A 16,970-nucleotide genomic window follows, 5' to 3' on the forward strand; every position below is an offset into this window, starting at 1 on the left:
TGCCGGATAACGGCAGGTTTAGCGGGGTAGACGGTCGAGCTTGTGCCGATGCGCGATGTCTCGAAAGTTGCGCAACAGGTCAAGTCCGGAGTCAGTGCATATGGATTCAGGGTGGAACTGGATGCCATAGAGCGGGCGCTCTTTATGGCGAATGCCATGAATCATGCCGTTCTCGTCCCAGGCGCTGAGCTCAAAAGGACTTTTGAGCGACTGGACCACCAGCGAGTGATAGCGAACCACCGGCATGTCGAGGGGCAAGCCCTTGAAGACCCCTTCATTGTTGTGGCGTATACGCCGAACCCGGCCGTGCATGGGTTCCGGTGCGTGGCTCACTTCCATGCCATGCACGTGCGCGATGCATTGATGGCCAAGGCAAACCCCCAGCAAAGGAACATGGGCATCACGAATCACGTCTTCACTGATGCCGACATCGACACGCCGCGTGGGGGTGCCGGGGCCTGGCGAAACAATGATGCAGTCGTAGCGAGCCAGCTCAATATCGTGGGGTGAAGCATCATTGGTGATGACATCAGGTTCTTCGCCAGACACTTGCCCCATGTATTGATAGAGGTTGTAAGTGAAAGAATCGAAGTTATCTATTATCAAGGTCTTGAACATGGGGCGGGCTCTCGGTTCTAAATGCTCAAGTCGTGACGTAGTTACGATCCGAGAAGGCATCTTTAACCGTGTCCAATTCCAATATGCCAATCTGTTTAAGCAGTCGGTAAATGCGCTGCAAGATGGACTTTTTCATACGTTCCTGATCCGTTGAGAAGTGCGGGTCGGATTCAGTAATTACCTGTTCTGCCTGAACATCGGAAAGACCGCAGTTCGCCAGAATCATTCGCTCGAAGCGCCGGCTCAAATCGGCCCCAAGGAAGTCATCCAAATAAGCTGGGAGCATCGTGCCAAATCGCTCTTGTGTGGCAGGAGGCAGTTGCGGCCAGCGTTCCTTCATAAGATCGGCAAAGAAACGCGAGTGCCTGCCCTCATCACGAACATGGTCCATCATTAACGTGGTAAAGGATTGAGCCAGTTCGCGCTCACGGCCCAGATTCGCCACTTCATCGGTCAGCACATTTTCGGCAATAGTGACGGCCAGAAGTTGGAAGTCCATGCGCATTTCGGGCGGTAATGACGCATAAGCGCGTGCGGTGGCATCAAGCTTACGGTTGGTTTGAGGAATTTCCAGCGGTTCAATCGCACTCTTTTTCTTCATCTGGACGATGTAGTCAAGTGCGACATGAGCGTGATAACCCTCATCGATGATAACGGTCAGTGCTTGTAGCTTTGCAGCGTCACTGATTCCCTGGATATGGTTATGAAGCATGTCCAGGCAGCATTGAATGACAAACTTGGTCTCGAGCAGGCCCACGCCGTAAAGAAATTGATAGGCGGCTTGCGTTAGGATGTAAGAGCGGGCCTCGGTCCCCAGCGCCGTTATAAGCGGATGCTCGCAAATGGAACAGCGGGCAACAGGGTAAATCAGTTGATCACTGCTGTAGTCCGGAACACAGATGCGAGGTGTTGAGCGTACGGTCGCCTTGGCATACCACGTATCAGTAATTTTATTCAATGATTCAGTTGCAGGCATTGCAGCCCTCCAGGTTGTCGAGGTTTACCGTGGCCAACTTAAGCTGACAGTCTTGTTTGCGCCCATCGGTGGGTGAATGAAAAGAGGGGTGGGTCACTCCACGGTAATCCACGAAGCAAATAACTTTTTCCCCTCGCAACCCGTTACTTTTCCTGCGCGGGAAGCATTGATGCCGACATGGCGTAGCAGTCGTTCAATCCCCAGGGGGGAAACGGTAATTAACTTGTTGGCGCCTTGTTCGGCTGCGCTGGCGAGGGTCGCGCGCATGAGGTCAATGGCGGCATCGGAGGAAAATTGACCGCTGACTTTTTTGTCATGGCTCTTGAAGTTCATCGCCGCAAAGCGCGACAACTCCAGGATATATTTCGATTGGGGGGGGGCTTGCCCGCTCATCAGCTCGGGAAACACCTCGCTCAGCAGGTAGGGGCGGGTGGTGCTCAGAAGACGGGCGGTGCCGATGATTTGTTCGTCATCATTTTGAGCAACAATGTAGACGGTGTCCTCACGGTCGAACTGATCGTATTCCAGGCCTTCGGAACAATTCAGTTTCCATCCTAAATGCTCTACGAAAACCTTGTGGCGATAACGTCCTATTGCGGTCATTACAGTCGGAGAAAGTGTTGACGATGTTCCAGAAGTAAAATGCAATTGTAATCACCTGGCAGGGAAGGCTGCCGAGTAATTAGATATAAAAGAAGGCGATGCTGTAACCTACTATAAATCGTAGGTTGACCCAGCTTTTCCTGGCGTGGTAATTTTGCTCGCTTTTGAGAAGTTAGTAGTTTAGCTCTGCGTTTGGCCTGTGCAGGGTAATCATGAATCTATACAGGCGTATTCAGCTATTTGAGGTTTTTCCGAGGGTGTGACTAATAAGTCAAAATAATAATCCGAGCATGACGGCACGGACAACGGCGGCCGTTTTATTGCTGGTTTTAAGTTTCAGGATGGCATTCTTTATATGGAAGTCTATGGTGTTTTTTGAGACGATCAGAATATCGGATATCTCAGACGCCGATTTACCGTCAGCGGTCCATTTCAGAACTTCTCGCTCACGTTCGGTAAGGTCGGCGGCGTAGCGTTCTTTGTGGCGATTGTTGAGCGCTCTTGACAGTAAAACATGGGCCACGCATACCAGCCACATCAGCTCTTTTTCATGCAGAGTTAGTTCTGCTGAAGTTAGTGCCTCGCTGGAGCGAGAGACACTAAGCATGCCCCCGACTCCCAGTGTGTCCAGATGCGATTGCGACCAGCCGACACGGATGCCGAATGATTGGGCTTCTTCCCAGAGTTCAGGAGTTTTGGAGAAGAGGGCCTCGCTCCAACTGAGCGGTTTCTGTGCGTGCCGGCCATGCAAGACCGTCGGGTCGACTTTTATATACTGAGCAGAAGCATACCGCGCCTTCCAGGCATCAGGGTAGTTATCGAGCATAACTACCTTGGGGGCAGATAAGGGAAGTGGTAATTGCATGCCATAAGCGCAATATTCAAATCCCAGTCGTTGAGCCGCTATTGTTATTTGCTCGAATATACTTTCTTCACATGTGGCGCATTCGACAATATGCCACATGTCACTCTGCCATTTGTTCATCGATACTTCCCTGTATCTTACTGAGTGTCGACGCCACAGCCCGGTGCGCATCATTTAGGGCGCCGCTTAGGTTTTTCATACCGGCTGCCGCTGAACGACGCGCAATCTAGCATGCTTACAGATTGGATCCAAATTTGATTGATGAATTTTTTTAAGCTTGGCCGGCGTTTTTAGGAAGCTCTGATCAACTTGCGCTGCACCAGCGGTCAGTGGTCAGTGGTCAGTGGTAGCAAACTACAAAACCTCCGTTATCAGTGCGTCGAGGCCATAAATGGGTGGAAAATCGGGTTTTTCGGACCGGTTTTTTCCTTCTTGCTTGCAATTCACGTAAACCATCACCTTGTTCGCCCCATCCAAAGGGTTGATGGAGCGAACAAGGTGAACATTGAGGTCGAAGCAACTGCGTCTTGGTGACGCTGTACCGCGTCGTGCAGAACCACCTGGAAGAATTCGTGCGCCAATTCAAATGGGCACTGAGCTCGCGCCAGGTGTTCGAGTGGCAGAAGATGACCCGCCCCGAAACCCTCACCGACATCCAGCGTGCCGCCCGATTTTTCTACCTGCAGCACCATGCCTTTGCCGGCAAGGTTACCGGGCAGACGTTCGGTACCGCCACCACTGGCCCGGCCATCAACCTGTTGCGGATCGAGGAGAACCTCTCGGCCGCCTGGCAGCGCCTGTCCGGCACCTATGTCGAAAACTTGCCCTAGCTCGAATGCGCCGAACGCTACAACCGCGCCCACACCTTCCACTATATGGACCCGCCTTACTGGACGACCGCTGGTTATGGCGTGGACTTTCCATTCGAAAACTACGAACGCATGGCCGACTTCATGCGCCGCTGTAAAGGCAAGGTGATGGTCAGCATCAACGATCACCCGGACATCCGGCGGGTGTTTGAGGGATTTCATTTCGAGACGGTAGACATTCGCTACAGTGTTGAAACCTACCTCGTACCCCGCGCCGCGCGGATGATCATAGGATGCCAATGCCAATGCCAATGCCAATGCCAATGCCAATGCCAATGCCAATGCCAAGGGCGATGGTGTCCACCTATTGATCTGACTTCGAAAAGTTGGACGCCTTCTATAGCTGCGCTCGATTCCTGTATTCCACAGGCTTCATTGCGCCTCTACCCAATGGGGCGGAATGGTGTCGTATCGGTGATACAACGCCGACAACGTCTCGCTGAGCATGCATGTTTGAAACATGGTGCTGCAGCCGCTGGAGGGCTCTGTGGGGCTTCGGTGGGGCGGTAACGCCGGGCACAAAAAAGCCACCTTCGTGGCGTTTTTTTTGCGCGCTATTTTGTTGTCAGCATTGAAAAAAGAGGCTTTTACCTCTTTTTTCGTTCCAGCGAGTTCTGCTGAAAACCATCATCAGCCACGCTTTTTTTACATTAAAAAGTACATCGAAATCCGGGCCCAGGACGTGCCTGTTCTCAGATTAAAAAGCCTGCGACCAGTCCTGGCCGGCATCATCGTCGAAGGCGAATGGCATACCGATCGTGTTTAGTAAGGCTCATCACAGAGTGCACCTTAATAATGAAGGAAAGATAAGAATACTTCTTACAAAATTATCGAAAAAGCCTCTATAGGAATAAATAATTAATTCATAAAAAAAAGCACTTCCCCTAATCTTTAAGCATCAATTGCGGAGGTGCATTTATGTTGATTTTCATTAAGTCGATGATCATTGGGCTTTGTATTGCAGCCCCTGTGGGACCCATTGGGCTGTTGTGCATACAGAGGAGCCTTGCGCTCGGATGGAGAGCAGGTTTCGCGACAGGGTTAGGGGCGGCCACAGCCGATTCGATCTATGGATTTGTCGGTGCGCTGGGAATCACAGTCATCATAGCGACACTCATTAGCTTTAAGCCATGGTTGTGTATTTTTGGGGGGGTGTTCCTCGCGTACATTGGTTATCAAACAATAAGATCGAAAGCGAGCTCAACAGCCCTGGCGGGAGAACGAGCCAACCTGCTAAAAGCCTACTTGAGTACACTGTTTTTGACACTGTCGAACCCAATGACCATCCTGTCGTTTATTGCGATATTTGCTGCCATGAGCGACGGCATGGCTAATGATCAAAGCGGTCAGCACTCAGTGCTGCCTATGGTGACAGGTATATTTCTAGGCTCGGCTGTCTGGTGGCTGGGGTTGAGCGGATTCTCCTCCATATTCAAGACCAGAATCTCCCAATCAAAGCTCAGGTTGATCAACTATTTTTCCGGGTCAACCATAACCATTCTGGGTGCCTACCAAGTAGCCACTGGCGTTATGCTCGCCACAGCAGCTTAAGCGGGAAATGAGGCAAGGCTTATTTCTCATTGACTGATGAGTAAGCCTTGGCATCAATCCCATACGGTCTGACGGGAGGATGCTTTACTGCATTCTGGATTCAATGTACGCCCTGAATCTACCTATCGCTTGTTTGATTTCTGATTCTGTCGCATTGCTAAACGACAACCTGACCTGATTGACAGCCTGATTCGTCAGCGAAAACAAGGAAGTGGGAAATACAATAACCTTGAAGTTTCTGGCGCACTCGCACATTTCAAAATAATCAAAGGTGAAAGGCAGCTGTACATTGATGAAAAAACCTCCCTCTGGATGGTTCCAGGTGACACTTCTTCGAGAATCAGCCTTGATCGGGAATTCACGATCAAGGCATTCAATCATATAGTTTCTTTTTTGCCTGTAAGACAACACTCTTGGTTGATTAAGCTCTTCTAAAGAGTAATTGTTCTCTATCAGCAAACCTCCGACAACTGCTTGGCACAGGGCAGGTGTATTGACGGTGATCAAGCTTTTGGCTTTACATAATCTGGCGCCAAAGGAAATCACCCCAGCGCCCTCCGGGGCGACTACATAGCCCATACGCAATCCCGGAAAAACTGACTTTGCAAAAGAGCCAAGAAGGAATACTCGACTACTGTCGATCGACTTCATCAAGGGGATTTTATCTCCCTCGTACCTGAAGTAGCTGTAGGCATTATCCTCCAGGATAAAAAAATTCATTTCATTGGCCAAGGAGAGCATGGCCTTTCTGTTTTCATAGGACAGGCTGTTAGCAGTAGGGTTACTAAAATCTGAAATCGCGTACAGCGCTTTTACCTTTTCGCCCCTGGACTCAAGATCTTCAGCTACCTTGCGCAGGGCAGATGGATCGAGGAAGGTGTCCTCGGGAACGGGTACAATTTTTACTCTTAATAATTTCGCAATACCCGTTATTCCGGAAAATACAGGGTCAGGTACTAATAAAACACCACTTCCTTCAAAAATTGATAGCAGCGTCAAGGTCGCAGCTTCCTGAAATCCCATGCACACGATAATACTTTCAGGGTTGAAAATCTTTATGCCTTCATCCACCTGCAAGTGTTCGGCTATTATGCCGTTGATAATCCCGCTGGTTTTTCCATATTGGCAAAGTAGTGTCGCAAGTGAGTGTTTCGTATCGACGGCGTATCGTGCATAGCTGGCCAGCCCTTTATCGATAAGGGACAGGTCGCATTGCTCGTCGTCAGGTCGACCGGAAGCCAGAGAGATTGCCTCTGGATTTTCACTGGAAATGGTATTTAGAAGATGGATAACGTTCAGAGTAGGGTCTTCGAATATCGTTTTTTCGAGTACGCTGGGCAATTTCGCTTCTCCATAAAAAAGCAACGAGCCGTTGAAGGCTCGTTGCTCATGATTAACATCTATTGCGCAGGTTTAAGTGCTCTTTTTTGATCGGTCATATTTTCCATGGCTACAAATGCCTGAAGCAGATCCTCTTTAAGATCTTCAAGGGCCTCTAAACCGAAACACAATCGAACCAAACCCTTTTCAATCCCCATATCCGCTTTTTCCTGCTCCGTCATCGAGGCATGGCTTCCATTAAAGGGTTGCGCAACCATTGACGTGACACAAGCCATTCCCGTACCCGTTCCAAACCATTTGAGGGCGCCGGTGAATGTTTTGTAAAAGGGGACCAGATCGGGCCGAATATCAACAAACACAATGCCGCCATAGCCGGTCAATTGTTTACCATCGACTCGTGGATAATAAACATGCTCAATAAAGGGCAGTTCCCGTAGATAGTTGAGCATGCTGGAGGTTGTGTTGCTGTGTTTTTCCATGCGCAGGTTAAATGTCTGCATGCTTCTGCGAAGCAGCCATGCGCTGTTAGGCGCTAATATTGAGCCTGAGTAAAAGCGGCCTTCGAGGAGGCGCGTATAAATCATTTCATTGTTGACGAGTACCAGGCCGCCCATGACATCGCTATGCCCGGAGAAATACTTCGTTGCGCTGTACAGAGAAATATCCGCGCCGAAGTTCAGAGGCTTTTGAAATATCGGAGTGGCCCACGTGTTGTCAACGACCACCAGAGCGTGTGGGTTGTTTTGCTTAACCGCCTTGCTGACCGCATGAATATCAATATCTTTCAGAAAGGGATTGGTCGGTGTTTCGAAAATGACCATGTCCACATTCAACGGCAACTCTTTCAATCCACTTTCCGTGGTGAGATCCAGAATCGTCAGTTTCGCACCGATACGTGTCGCATATCGCTGAAACAGCTTATAAGAACAGCCATAGATATATTTGTTGATCACCAGCGACCCACCGGGTTTCAGCAGCTCCAGCACCATGTAGATGGCACTCATTCCGGTGCTGTAGGCCAAGGCGTATTCGCTTCCTTCCAGTGCAGCGACAACTTGTTCCAGCTCAGTCACATTGGGATTGGCTTTTCTCGAGTAGAAGAACGCCGAGTCAGCGCTAAAAGCGCTGCACTGATAAATAGGCGTCACGGATGGGTGGGCCTCTCGGTCATCGACCCTGATATGGAGTATTTCAGTAGACACGTTCATGATCTGCTCACCAGTTTGATAACCTGCTCATACATGTTCTGCTTGCCTTCATACCCAATGGTCGGCGTGATGTCGTTTTGCGAAATACCAATCTCTTCAATCGACTCGGTTGGGAAGTGAGCCCTGTCGAATACTTCATGAAGATTTGAGTTCACCCCCTTGGGAAGCCAGACTTCAGGGCCTGATTCATCAATTCGTGCCTTGGCAATAATAAATCGATAGCTTTCATGCGGCCGCAATGTCAGCGATTTCCAATCACTGTTGAGCCCGTCGGTATAGTTGCGCCGCAGGTAGACGGTCTGTTCAAAGTCTTCAGTATTCAACACTTGGGCGTGCAGCGATACGATATCCCCATGCCACTCGAACTTTCGCTTCTCGTAAGAGGTCAATGCAGCCTCTCGCAGTTCAACAGGCGTGTTCGCTTTGTGTTCGCCCAGTAACTTGAAGTGTGCGTCGTGCCCACACCGGGCACAGCAACCGTTGCTGTCCAATCCGATGAGTTCAGCATTCAAACCGTAGCGGGTAACGAGTAGAGCGTTACAATTATTGCAGTTGGTATTGGTGCCCTCGACATCATTTACGTTACCCAGATAAACATGCTCAACCCCCATGCTCCGGGCAATGTCCCGAGCCTTCAGGAGTCTATCCACGGGCGTCCTGATGCTATTACTCATTTTATAATCAGGGTGAAACCTTACAAAGTGGAGCGGCACATTCGGGCCCAGTTCATCCAGCACCCACTGGCTAATTTTCCTGGCGGTATCCTCATCGTCACTTATATCGGTAACCATCAAGGTGCTGACTTCAACATATTTACCAGCATCGTATACTTTCTTGATGCCAGCCAGAACGGGCTCTACCCAGCCTGTTGTGACTTTTCGATAGTACTCGGGGGAGATGGATTTTAGCGAAATCGAGAATATGTCGATGACTGGCAATAGTTCGTCAATGGCTTCTTCACTGATAAAAAAAGCTGATTTATACAAATTGATTAAGCCCGCTTCCTTTGCCAGCTTTGCCGTGTCGAGGATGAATTCATGCCAGACAACAGGGTCGTTATACGTCCAGGAAATAACGCGTATACCATGCTTCAAGGCAGTTTCTACAACCTGCTCAGGCGTATAGTAGTAAACATCTTTGTCTGTCACATACTTGGCCTGAGAGGTCTTCCAATTGTGGCAGTAGCCGCAGTTAAGCATGCAGCCGATATTGCCTAGGGAAAGGATTCGCTCTCCGGGAGCAAAGTGGAATACCGCCTCGGTTTCGATGGTCTCTTCGGTGCTGTGGACGCCTTTGCCATAATTCAATGTAACTAACCGGCCGCCTCTGTTTCCGCGCACCTTGCAAAAACCTACTTTACCCTCCTGAATGACACAGTTTCGGGGAGAAAGATGACACTTTACAACGCCGTTCGGAAGTATTTCTTCCAGCTTTGCAGGCGTGCTTTCCAAGGTCCAGTTTTTATTTTTTGTAGTGTCCATCTCTCACTCCTCATTTCACGGAAGTTGCTGTCAATATCATCGGTTTAAATAGTCGAGGCGAAACAATCCTGCCGCCACAGTGGCAGCAAGCCCCTAGTCGTTATTGAAAGGCGGAAGAAGCGCTGGTCAATCCATAATTCTTAAGTGAAAAACGCCTGGCGTTTATATTCATGAATGGCTGTATAAGAGGGCCTATGACCAACAAGAATGCAATGGTTCCCACACCGAAGGGTCCGCCTAGAAGCCATCCGGTTGAAAAGATGCCAATTTCAATTATCATTTTGGCTTTGGTGAATGACCACGCCCATTTGGACACCATGGTAAGCACCACAAGGTCCATGATTCTGATACCAATACCGCTCATGATAATCAGTGCAGACGAATAAGCGCATAGCACCAGCCCCATCGCCAGCATCGTGTACTCATTCACTCTGACAATCAAATACTCTCCAAGCCCCAGCACGGACCAGAGGTCAATCAACAGACCTGTAAGTGTGGTTGTAATAAATGGGCTTATCGGAGGGTATTTCTTGTTCCAGAGCATCCACCACAGCAGAAAGAATAGAGAAACGATACCCGAACAAATGCCCATTCCGAGCAGGAGTATTTTATTTATCGAGATGATCAGGACATCTAATGGGTCAGTGCCCAGTTGACTGACTATGAAAAGCTTAGCCCCCACGGAGAAGAGGGCGACGCCAGCCAGATACATAAAAATCTGATCCATCTTGAAATCACGAAAACTTAGGACTTGCGTTCCAATATAATTCGAGAATGATGGGTAGGATTTTTTTTCACACTTTATTTTTTCATCTTCCATACGAACACCATCCCTGGAGAAGAATATTTTATTATGCAGTGCGTCACGCTAAGGATTCAGAGTTATTGATTACCCGGGTTCTTGTTAGGCTTTGCCGGGCTGCAAATAGACTAGCACTCTGCTTTATTTTGGTGCATTATTTTTTAATGAAAACCGGGTGCTTTTCATTAAAATTTATACTTTTTGCTGTGGGAGCTTACATGGATCGTATAGACATCAAAATCTTGGGGAAGGTGCAGGACTTTGGTCGCATTTCCATCACGGAGTTGTCCAAGCACGCAGGTCTTTCTATTCCCGCCACCACTGATCGGTTACGAAAGCTCGAAGACTCTGGGGTCATCAAGGGATATAGCGCTCAGTTAGATCCAACCAAGCTAGGGTTCGGCATATCTGCTGTCGTCGGCATGACCACCCTCAAGCCCGCGAAATCCAAATTGATAGCGACGCTCAACGACATACCCGAAGTCGTTGAGTGCTTGCACGTCACGGGTAACGACTCCTACCTGATCAGGATCTATGCCAGGTCAATGGCCGATATCGAAAATATCATTGCGAAGATCAACGCGTACGGTGAGACACGTACAAGCATTGTCTTGTCTGTCCCTATCGAGAGAAGAAAGCTCGTCCCTTGAGCCTGTACATAGAACAGTCAGCTGTTAGCTATTTCAAGGGTGATCATTTTGTTTGCCCTGAACGGCGCCAGCAGCGACTCATCTGTCCCTGAATCGTTAATCAACGTCCACGCCCTTTGAGGGCAGACCAATATTGTTGGAGGGCGCCTAATTTTGTCAGCTTGGAAGCGGAGTGCCTGACAACAAAAAGCCCGCGCATGGCGGGCTCTTTGCTTGGGGTCAAATCCTTTTGTCCATTCAATCTGCGCTCCGTTCTGTGAGCACTTCGTGAAAAGCATGTCGCTGGAGCGAAAAAACCGACACTTAACCGGGCTCTCTGTCGATAGGGCCAAATCCTTTTGGCTGACGGGTCCTGGCGCCTTATGCCGCTCCGGTAAAGACGCTGCCTTATGTAACGGCTCCAGGTTGTGTCAATCGTTGGGGCACCGTATTGAACCAGTCAGTTTGCCGGTGGTATTGGCAGAGCTTCTTGATCAGGTATTCACTTGGTGCAAGCCATCACGTTAGCACCTGCGGCCCGACGAGCGCGCCACAGTTCAATCGCTCTCGGTAGCGAATCATCACCGACTTGAGCTCGGTGTAGTCATCAATAAAAGCACTGCCAAACTCGCGTCCCCCCCCGAGGACTTGTTGCCACCGAATGGCACCGCCGAGTCGAGCATGGTGTGCATGTTCACCCACACGGTGCCGGCCTCGATGGCGGGCACCATGCGCAGGGCTTTGCTCAGATCGTTGGACCAGAGGCTGGCGCTCAGGCCATAGGGCGTGCAGTTCATCAGTTCCAGCAGTTCTTCTTCGGTGTCGTAGGGGAAGAAGGTGGCTATCGGGCCAGTGACGGGGTGATGGTTTGGCCGCTGATCTTGGTCGCCCAGCCAGCGTAATAACGCAGAAAGTGAGCGGCCCTGATCGACTTCGAAAGCCCTGGAAATCTGGATGATCTTGCCCGATTGGCAGGTTTCGATCTGCGCCAGTTCTTCGCGGTTGCGCTCCAGCAGGTCCGCCAGTTTCAGCAGCACATTTCCCCGCGTCGCCGGTGTGGCCTGGGACCATTGCTTGAAGCCACGCCTGGCCGATGCCACCGCCGCGTCGATATCGGCTGGATCGCTCGGCGACCTGGGCAATGACGTTGCCAGTGGCAGGATTGATCACTTCCGGTGTCCAGTAATCTTTTCGGCGAGTTAAATCGACCTGATTTGTCCCCCAAAAGCACAGGGCTATTATTTTAATTTGCAAAAATGTTTTATTGACTAAAAAATAATACCGAGTAATTATTTCCCTGCATCTGCTTTCACGCAGAGTCATTTTGCAGGGGAAACCCGATGAGTCAGAACACCGTGCCGTTGCTGGCCAGTCTTTACTTCGAGACGAATGAATCGTCACTCGACAGGCGCTCGGCGCCTTTGTTTATGCAGGGTTTTCCGGCCGAGCCGAAGCGCCGCGTCACCTGGAACAACTGGATGCGTCCACCGTTCAATCAGTGGGGGTTCCGCAATCTGGCGCGCCTGCGGCCCTCCATTGATGTGGAGGCGGGTGGTGGACCGGTCAGCGTCTTGAAGGAAGCGCCACAAGCGCTGGATGAACTGCACTTCGACAGTGAATGTGGCTTGAGCGTCAGCGTCATCGATCATCTGGTGGTCAGTCAGACCGACGCCTTTTTGGTGATGCAGGGCGACACCGTGCTGTTCGAGCGTTACTTCAACGGCCAGCGTCCCCGGGACCGGCACGTCATGTTCTCGGTGACCAAGTCGCTGATCGGCACCCTGGGGGAGCAACTGGTCTGCGATGGCATCCTCAATCCGCAATTGCCGGCGGCGTATTACGTGCCCGAACTGGTGGGTAGCGCGTTTGGCGATGCCACGGTGCGCCAGCTGTTCGACATGGCCGTGGGCATCAACTACAGCGAAGTCTATGACGATCCCAACTCTGAAAGTTCGCAGTACGGCTACGCCTGCGGTTTTCAGCCGGCACCTGCGCAGTACGCTCAGTTCGAGTCGCTGTATCAGTACCTGCCGTCGCTGAAAAAACGCAGCAGTCACGGCGGCTTTTTCCATTACGTGACCGCCACCACCGAAGCCTTGGCCTGGGTCATGGAGCGCGCGTCGGGCAAGGCTTGCAATCAATTGCTGCAAGATATCTGGAGCCAGTTGGGGTGTGAGCGCGACGGCTACTTTATGGCCGACCCTTGGGGGCGCAGCGTTGCCGGTGCCGGTTTCAACGCTACCTTGCGAGACATGGCGCGGTTCGGTCGGTTGCTCGCCAACGACGGTCGCCATGATGGACTGCAATTGCTGTCGACCAAGACGGTTGCACGCATTTGCGCCGGTTCCGATCCGGCGATCTACGCCAAAAACTCCGAGTTCTCCAAATGGACCCCCAGCGCTTCCTACCGCAGCCAGTGGTACGTCTTCAACGACCATAGCCAGGCGATCATGGCCGGCGGCATTCATGGCCAATACCTGTTCGTCGATAAGCCGTCCGGTGTGGTGATCGTCAAGCAGTCATCGCTGACCGAGGCTGTCAGCCCGGTCGATGCTGACAGCGTGCGCATGCTGCGTGCCATCGCCGCGCACCTTCGCCACTGAAACACCCCATAAAGACAAGAAGTTTGCGTCCTTTTCGCCTGGCTCAGTCAGGTGTTGGCGGCGCTTTGCGCCGCCATTCACTGCCCTGTAACAACAATAATCACACAGGAGCTTCATATGGTTTTCATGACGCGTTTCTCTCGAACGCTCTTGGCGGTCGGCTTACCCCTGACCACCCAAGTCGCGCTGGCGGGCTACACCTTCGAGGATGGCAACCTCAAGGGTGAGGTCAACTTCACCGCTGGCGGTGCGACTCTTTCCACCCGTAACGTCAACTTCGGCAGCGGCCGCGTCGATGCGCGCAGCGGCAAGAATGGCGGCACGGATATCGACTGGCAGGAGTTCTACATCAAGCCCGGCGTCAAGCTGGAATACGCCCTGCAGCCAGACTTCAGCCTGTTGGCCGGTGGCTCGCTGGTGGCGGCGACCACCTTTGGCGATGGCGATGCCGGCGGCTTCACCCGCAGCTCTGATGGTGATGTAGCCACCGAAGAACTCTACGGCGGTTTCCGGGCCGGGGAGTGGACGCTCACTGCCGGCCGCCAGAACTACATGATCGGCACCGGCTTCATCGTCATGGACGGTAACCTCGACCAACTCAAGGACGGCGCCTACTGGCTTGGCCCCAGAACAGCCTTCAAGGATTCGGCCATTCTGGCCTGGGATCATGGCGCATTGAAAACCCAGGCCTTCACCTTGCGGGTCGATGACGATCTGGGTGACTTCCGCATGACCGGCGCTAACCTGGACTACAACCTCGACGACCAGGTGACACTGGGGGCCATGGCGATGAAGGTCAACGCGCTGGGGCCCAAGGGCAGTACACTGCCACGACGCCGGGACGGGATGCAGGTGTACAACGTGCGTGCGTTGAAGGCCAAACTACCGGGTGTGCCGGACCTGACCCTGAATGCCGAATACGCCGTGGAGCGGGGCAGTGGTGAAGGCGCGGATTACGATGCCAACGCCTGGTACGGTCAGGCGGATTACGCCTTCAACACGTTGCCGCTGACCCCGGTGATCGGCTATCGCTACGCCAGTTTTTCCGGCGACGACAACCTCGCCGACAACCGGCAGAAAGCCTGGGAGTCACTGAGCAAGGGCTTCGTCGACTGGAGCACCTGGCTGGTGGGGGATGTCGTCGGTAACTACCTGCTGTTCAACAGCAACGAAAACGTTCAACAGTTCTCGCTCAAGACCCACCTCAATGAAACGCTGACCCTCGGCGCGATCCACTATCAGTTCTGGCTGGACGAGAAAAACTACATGGGTGCGCAGGTCAGTGATCGGCGCTTTGCCGATGAGAGTGTGGTTTTCCTCGACTGGACCCCGACGCCGTCGTTTTATACGTCGCTCTCCTATAACTGGGTCAAGCCGCTGGCCGCTGCCAAGCAGGTGTTCGGCGATGACCAGAAATTCAGCGCGCTGGAACTGTACTTCACCTACCGCTACTAAGTGCCGCGAGCCTTCGCGGCCGCGCAGGAGTGCTTAACCATGAACATGTTTTTGCGTAACACCTTATTGGGCGCTGTAGTGTCATTGCTGGCCAGCGGTGTGTGCTTGGCTGAAGAACGCACGGTGCGGATCTACAACTGGATCGAATACCTGCCACCTGAAGTGCTCAAGAGTTTCCAGGAGGAAACAGGCATCCGTCCGATCTACGACGTTTTTGACAGTGTCGAAACCCTAGAGTCCAAACTGCTGACCGGCAATTCCGGGTATGACGTGGTGTACCCCGGCAGCGCCAACCTGAGTCACCTGATCGCCGCCGGTGCCGTCCAGCCGCTGGACCGCAACCAGTTGCCGAACTGGCAGCACCTGGACCCAGAGTTCATGAAAACCCTGGAAGCCGCGGGTGATACGGGCAACCGCTACGCGGCACCGTACTTATGGGGCACCACGTTGATCGGCTATAACGTCGATAAGGTGCAGCAAGTCCTGGGTGCCAATGTGCAGATGAACACCTGGGACATGATCTTCAAGGAAGAGAACCTCGCCAAGCTGGCCAGTTGCGGTGTCGGTTTCCTCGACGCAGCCAACGAAATCGTGCCCATTGCCTTGCACTACAAGGGCCTCGACCCCAACAGTCAGAAGCGCGAGGACTACCCGCAGGCTCAGGCGGCGATGATGAAGATTCGCCCGCACATCACCTACTTCAACTCCTCACGCTACGGCATGGACCTGGCCAACGGTGACATCTGCGTGGCCGTCGGCTGGTCGGGTGGCGTGGCGCTGGCCAAGCAACTGGCCGATGCCGCCGGCAAGGGCGTCAAGGTGGAGATGGCGTTACCCAAGGAAGGTGCGCCGATGTGGTCGGATGTGATGATGGTGCCAGCCAACGCCCCCCATACCAAAGAGGCCTACGAGTTCATCAACTACATCCTGCGCCCTGACGTCATTGCCCGGATCAGCAACAAGATCGGTTACCCCAATCCGAACAAGGACGCCACCGCACTGGTGAACGCCGAGATCCGTAATAACCCCAACATGTATGTGCCGGACGAAGCGCGCAAAACACTGTTCGCTCTGCAGCCCATGCCGGCAGCCGTGGAGCGGATCCGCACCCGCACCTGGACCACCATCAAGACCAACCGCTGATCATTGTGGCCCGGCGTCGTGACGCCGGGCTCGCCAGCAATGACGCGCCTCGGCTATGGCATGCAGCCAGTCTGGGAGGAGGCTGGCGTTCTCAGGCCCGCATTCCGTAAAAGAGCAGCTCGGTGATACGCCTTACCTGGGCGGAGTGTGACTCGATGTCCGGCTGTTCCTGGTTGACCAGCCTGAACAACTGCAGGTGTGAGTAGTCGTTCAACAGGAAGGCGGCCAGGTCGACGTTGAGGTCGGCGCGTAGCTTGCCGGCCTGTTGCAGTTCTCTGAGTAAACCGCTGATTTCGGCCCTGAGCGCATCGTTCATGGCCCGATAACCTTCGGGCAGTCCGTTATCACCACCAAATAGAATCAACGGCAGCAGTTCACGCCAGAGACTGGGATGCATGACTTCCAGGGCGTAACCAGTCAGCAGGCGTTCCAGGTAGCACAGGGCCTCGACCGGATCTTCTATTTCAGGAATCTGGCAGCGGGTGTCCTTGAGTGCGCGCTGGTCGGCGTCGTGCAGGATCTCCAGGATGATTTCCTGCTTGTTGCCGAAGTACTTGAACACGGTAGGCGCCGACACCCCAGCCTGGTTGGCGATCTGTTCGATGGTGGTGTTCTGGAAACCTTGACGCTCGAACAGTTCGATCGCTGCCTTGCTGATGGCTTGGCGTCGTTCGACCTTCTGACGTTCACGCAGTCCGCTCACGGTTGATCCCTGTCGCTATGAATAAAAGGGGGCGCATGTCGCCCAATCATCCATGCAAAATACTTAATCGGGTAAAACTTTTAAAGCGCTAATTTCTGTAGTGCACGTTTATCCCGGAAGCGA

At 52.4% G+C, this 16,970-nt stretch carries 15 protein-coding genes and 2 pseudogenes; 7 read left to right on the forward strand and 10 right to left on the reverse strand.

The features are described from left to right. Positions 1-18 precede the first annotated feature (18 nt). From AC30D7_RS02515 to AC30D7_RS02530, 4 genes are all read right to left on the reverse strand, one after another. Entirely contained in the window at positions 19-618 is a 600-nt protein-coding gene (locus tag AC30D7_RS02515; RefSeq protein WP_253547608.1) for an anthranilate synthase component II, read from the reverse strand. A gap of 25 nt (positions 619-643) precedes the next feature. After that, positions 644-1,594 (reverse strand): diiron oxygenase, encoded by a 951-nt coding sequence (locus AC30D7_RS02520; protein ID WP_490132898.1) that lies wholly within the window; start codon positions 1,592-1,594, stop codon positions 644-646. A 93-nt stretch (positions 1,595-1,687) separates the two neighbouring features. Continuing rightward, positions 1,688-2,242, reverse strand: a complete 555-nt coding sequence (locus AC30D7_RS02525) for an acyl-homoserine-lactone synthase (RefSeq protein WP_253547606.1) — start codon at positions 2,240-2,242, stop codon at positions 1,688-1,690. Positions 2,243-2,468: 226 nt separating this feature from the next. Further along, positions 2,469-3,182 (reverse strand): autoinducer binding domain-containing protein, encoded by a 714-nt coding sequence (locus AC30D7_RS02530; RefSeq protein WP_490132899.1) that lies wholly within the window; start codon positions 3,180-3,182, stop codon positions 2,469-2,471. Positions 3,183-3,589: 407 nt separating this feature from the next. On the opposite strand from AC30D7_RS02530, the pseudogene AC30D7_RS02535 reads away from it, so the two are divergent. The 3 genes and pseudogenes from AC30D7_RS02535 to AC30D7_RS02545 all read left to right on the forward strand — a co-directional run. Then, positions 3,590-4,120 (forward strand): annotated as a pseudogene (locus tag AC30D7_RS02535) (DNA adenine methylase); the annotation flags it as partial. Between the two features lie 271 nt (positions 4,121-4,391). Beyond that, a complete protein-coding gene (locus AC30D7_RS02540) occupies positions 4,392-4,697 on the forward strand; it encodes a hypothetical protein (protein WP_490132900.1) in 306 nt (101 codons plus the stop codon). Between the two features lie 152 nt (positions 4,698-4,849). Beyond that, entirely contained in the window at positions 4,850-5,482 is a 633-nt protein-coding gene (locus tag AC30D7_RS02545; RefSeq protein ID WP_019578512.1) for a LysE family translocator, read from the forward strand. 84 nt (positions 5,483-5,566) lie between these two features. Here AC30D7_RS02545 and AC30D7_RS02550 read toward each other — a convergent pair whose 3' ends face one another. The 4 genes from AC30D7_RS02550 to AC30D7_RS02565 form a co-directional block, all read right to left on the reverse strand. Further along, the gene (locus AC30D7_RS02550) at positions 5,567-6,823 is read right to left on the reverse strand and encodes an aminotransferase-like domain-containing protein (protein ID WP_490132901.1); all 1,257 of its coding nucleotides are present in this window, start codon (positions 6,821-6,823) and stop codon (positions 5,567-5,569) included. A gap of 59 nt (positions 6,824-6,882) precedes the next feature. After that, positions 6,883-8,031 carry a trans-sulfuration enzyme family protein gene (locus AC30D7_RS02555; RefSeq protein ID WP_490132902.1) on the reverse strand — a complete coding sequence of 383 codons (1,149 nt, stop codon included), beginning with the start codon at positions 8,029-8,031 and terminating at the stop codon, positions 6,883-6,885. Continuing rightward, entirely contained in the window at positions 8,028-9,512 is a 1,485-nt protein-coding gene (amrS, locus tag AC30D7_RS02560) for an AmmeMemoRadiSam system radical SAM enzyme (RefSeq protein ID WP_490132903.1), read from the reverse strand. The genes AC30D7_RS02555 and amrS overlap by 4 nt, the downstream gene beginning before the upstream one ends. A gap of 100 nt (positions 9,513-9,612) precedes the next feature. Beyond that, positions 9,613-10,332, reverse strand: a complete 720-nt coding sequence (locus tag AC30D7_RS02565; RefSeq protein WP_490132904.1) for a YczE/YyaS/YitT family protein — start codon at positions 10,330-10,332, stop codon at positions 9,613-9,615. 200 nt (positions 10,333-10,532) lie between these two features. Here AC30D7_RS02565 and AC30D7_RS02570 point away from each other — a divergent pair, with 200 nt between their 5' ends. Next, positions 10,533-10,964, forward strand: coding sequence for an Lrp/AsnC family transcriptional regulator (locus AC30D7_RS02570; protein WP_019578517.1), 432 nt, complete (start codon positions 10,533-10,535; stop codon positions 10,962-10,964). Between the two features lie 498 nt (positions 10,965-11,462). Here AC30D7_RS02570 and AC30D7_RS02575 read toward each other — a convergent pair. Further along, a pseudogene (locus tag AC30D7_RS02575) lies at positions 11,463-12,122 on the reverse strand (aldehyde dehydrogenase family protein); the annotation flags it as partial. 161 nt (positions 12,123-12,283) lie between these two features. On the opposite strand from AC30D7_RS02575, the gene AC30D7_RS02580 reads away from it, so the two are divergent. The 3 genes from AC30D7_RS02580 to AC30D7_RS02590 all read left to right on the forward strand — a co-directional run bounded on the left by AC30D7_RS02580 (position 12,284) and on the right by AC30D7_RS02590 (position 16,144). Then, a complete protein-coding gene (locus AC30D7_RS02580; RefSeq protein ID WP_490132905.1) occupies positions 12,284-13,546 on the forward strand; it encodes a serine hydrolase domain-containing protein in 1,263 nt (420 codons plus the stop codon). Positions 13,547-13,663: 117 nt separating this feature from the next. Beyond that, a complete protein-coding gene (locus AC30D7_RS02585; protein WP_490132906.1) occupies positions 13,664-15,001 on the forward strand; it encodes an alginate export family protein in 1,338 nt (445 codons plus the stop codon). 39 nt (positions 15,002-15,040) lie between these two features. Beyond that, the gene (locus tag AC30D7_RS02590; RefSeq protein ID WP_490132907.1) at positions 15,041-16,144 is read left to right on the forward strand and encodes a polyamine ABC transporter substrate-binding protein; all 1,104 of its coding nucleotides are present in this window, start codon (positions 15,041-15,043) and stop codon (positions 16,142-16,144) included. 91 nt (positions 16,145-16,235) lie between these two features. Here AC30D7_RS02590 and AC30D7_RS02595 read toward each other — a convergent pair whose 3' ends face one another. Then, on the reverse strand, positions 16,236-16,847 hold the full coding sequence (locus tag AC30D7_RS02595; protein WP_490132908.1) for a TetR/AcrR family transcriptional regulator: 612 nt from the start codon (positions 16,845-16,847) through the stop codon (positions 16,236-16,238). Positions 16,848-16,970: the final 123 nt, after the last annotated feature.

It is taken from the genome of Pseudomonas sp. DF5, from assembly GCF_058148225.1.

Bases quoted from the DNA above. Each gene is read 5' to 3' on its own strand.
- AC30D7_RS02565 (WP_490132904.1), bottom strand. From the start codon at position 10,332: ATGGAAGATGAAAAAATAAAGTGTGAAAAAAAATCCTACCCATCATTC.
- AC30D7_RS02585 (WP_490132906.1), top strand. From the start codon at position 13,664: ATGGTTTTCATGACGCGTTTCTCTCGAACGCTCTTGGCGGTCGGCTTA.
- AC30D7_RS02515 (WP_253547608.1), bottom strand. From the start codon at position 618: ATGTTCAAGACCTTGATAATAGATAACTTCGATTCTTTCACTTACAAC.
- AC30D7_RS02545 (WP_019578512.1), top strand. From the start codon at position 4,850: ATGTTGATTTTCATTAAGTCGATGATCATTGGGCTTTGTATTGCAGCC.
- AC30D7_RS02540 (WP_490132900.1), top strand. From the start codon at position 4,392: ATGGTGCTGCAGCCGCTGGAGGGCTCTGTGGGGCTTCGGTGGGGCGGT.
- AC30D7_RS02570 (WP_019578517.1), top strand. From the start codon at position 10,533: ATGGATCGTATAGACATCAAAATCTTGGGGAAGGTGCAGGACTTTGGT.
- AC30D7_RS02580 (WP_490132905.1), top strand. From the start codon at position 12,284: ATGAGTCAGAACACCGTGCCGTTGCTGGCCAGTCTTTACTTCGAGACG.
- AC30D7_RS02530 (WP_490132899.1), bottom strand. From the start codon at position 3,182: ATGAACAAATGGCAGAGTGACATGTGGCATATTGTCGAATGCGCCACA.
- amrS (WP_490132903.1), bottom strand. From the start codon at position 9,512: ATGGACACTACAAAAAATAAAAACTGGACCTTGGAAAGCACGCCTGCA.
- AC30D7_RS02590 (WP_490132907.1), top strand. From the start codon at position 15,041: ATGAACATGTTTTTGCGTAACACCTTATTGGGCGCTGTAGTGTCATTG.
- AC30D7_RS02555 (WP_490132902.1), bottom strand. From the start codon at position 8,031: ATGAACGTGTCTACTGAAATACTCCATATCAGGGTCGATGACCGAGAG.
- AC30D7_RS02520 (WP_490132898.1), bottom strand. From the start codon at position 1,594: ATGCCTGCAACTGAATCATTGAATAAAATTACTGATACGTGGTATGCC.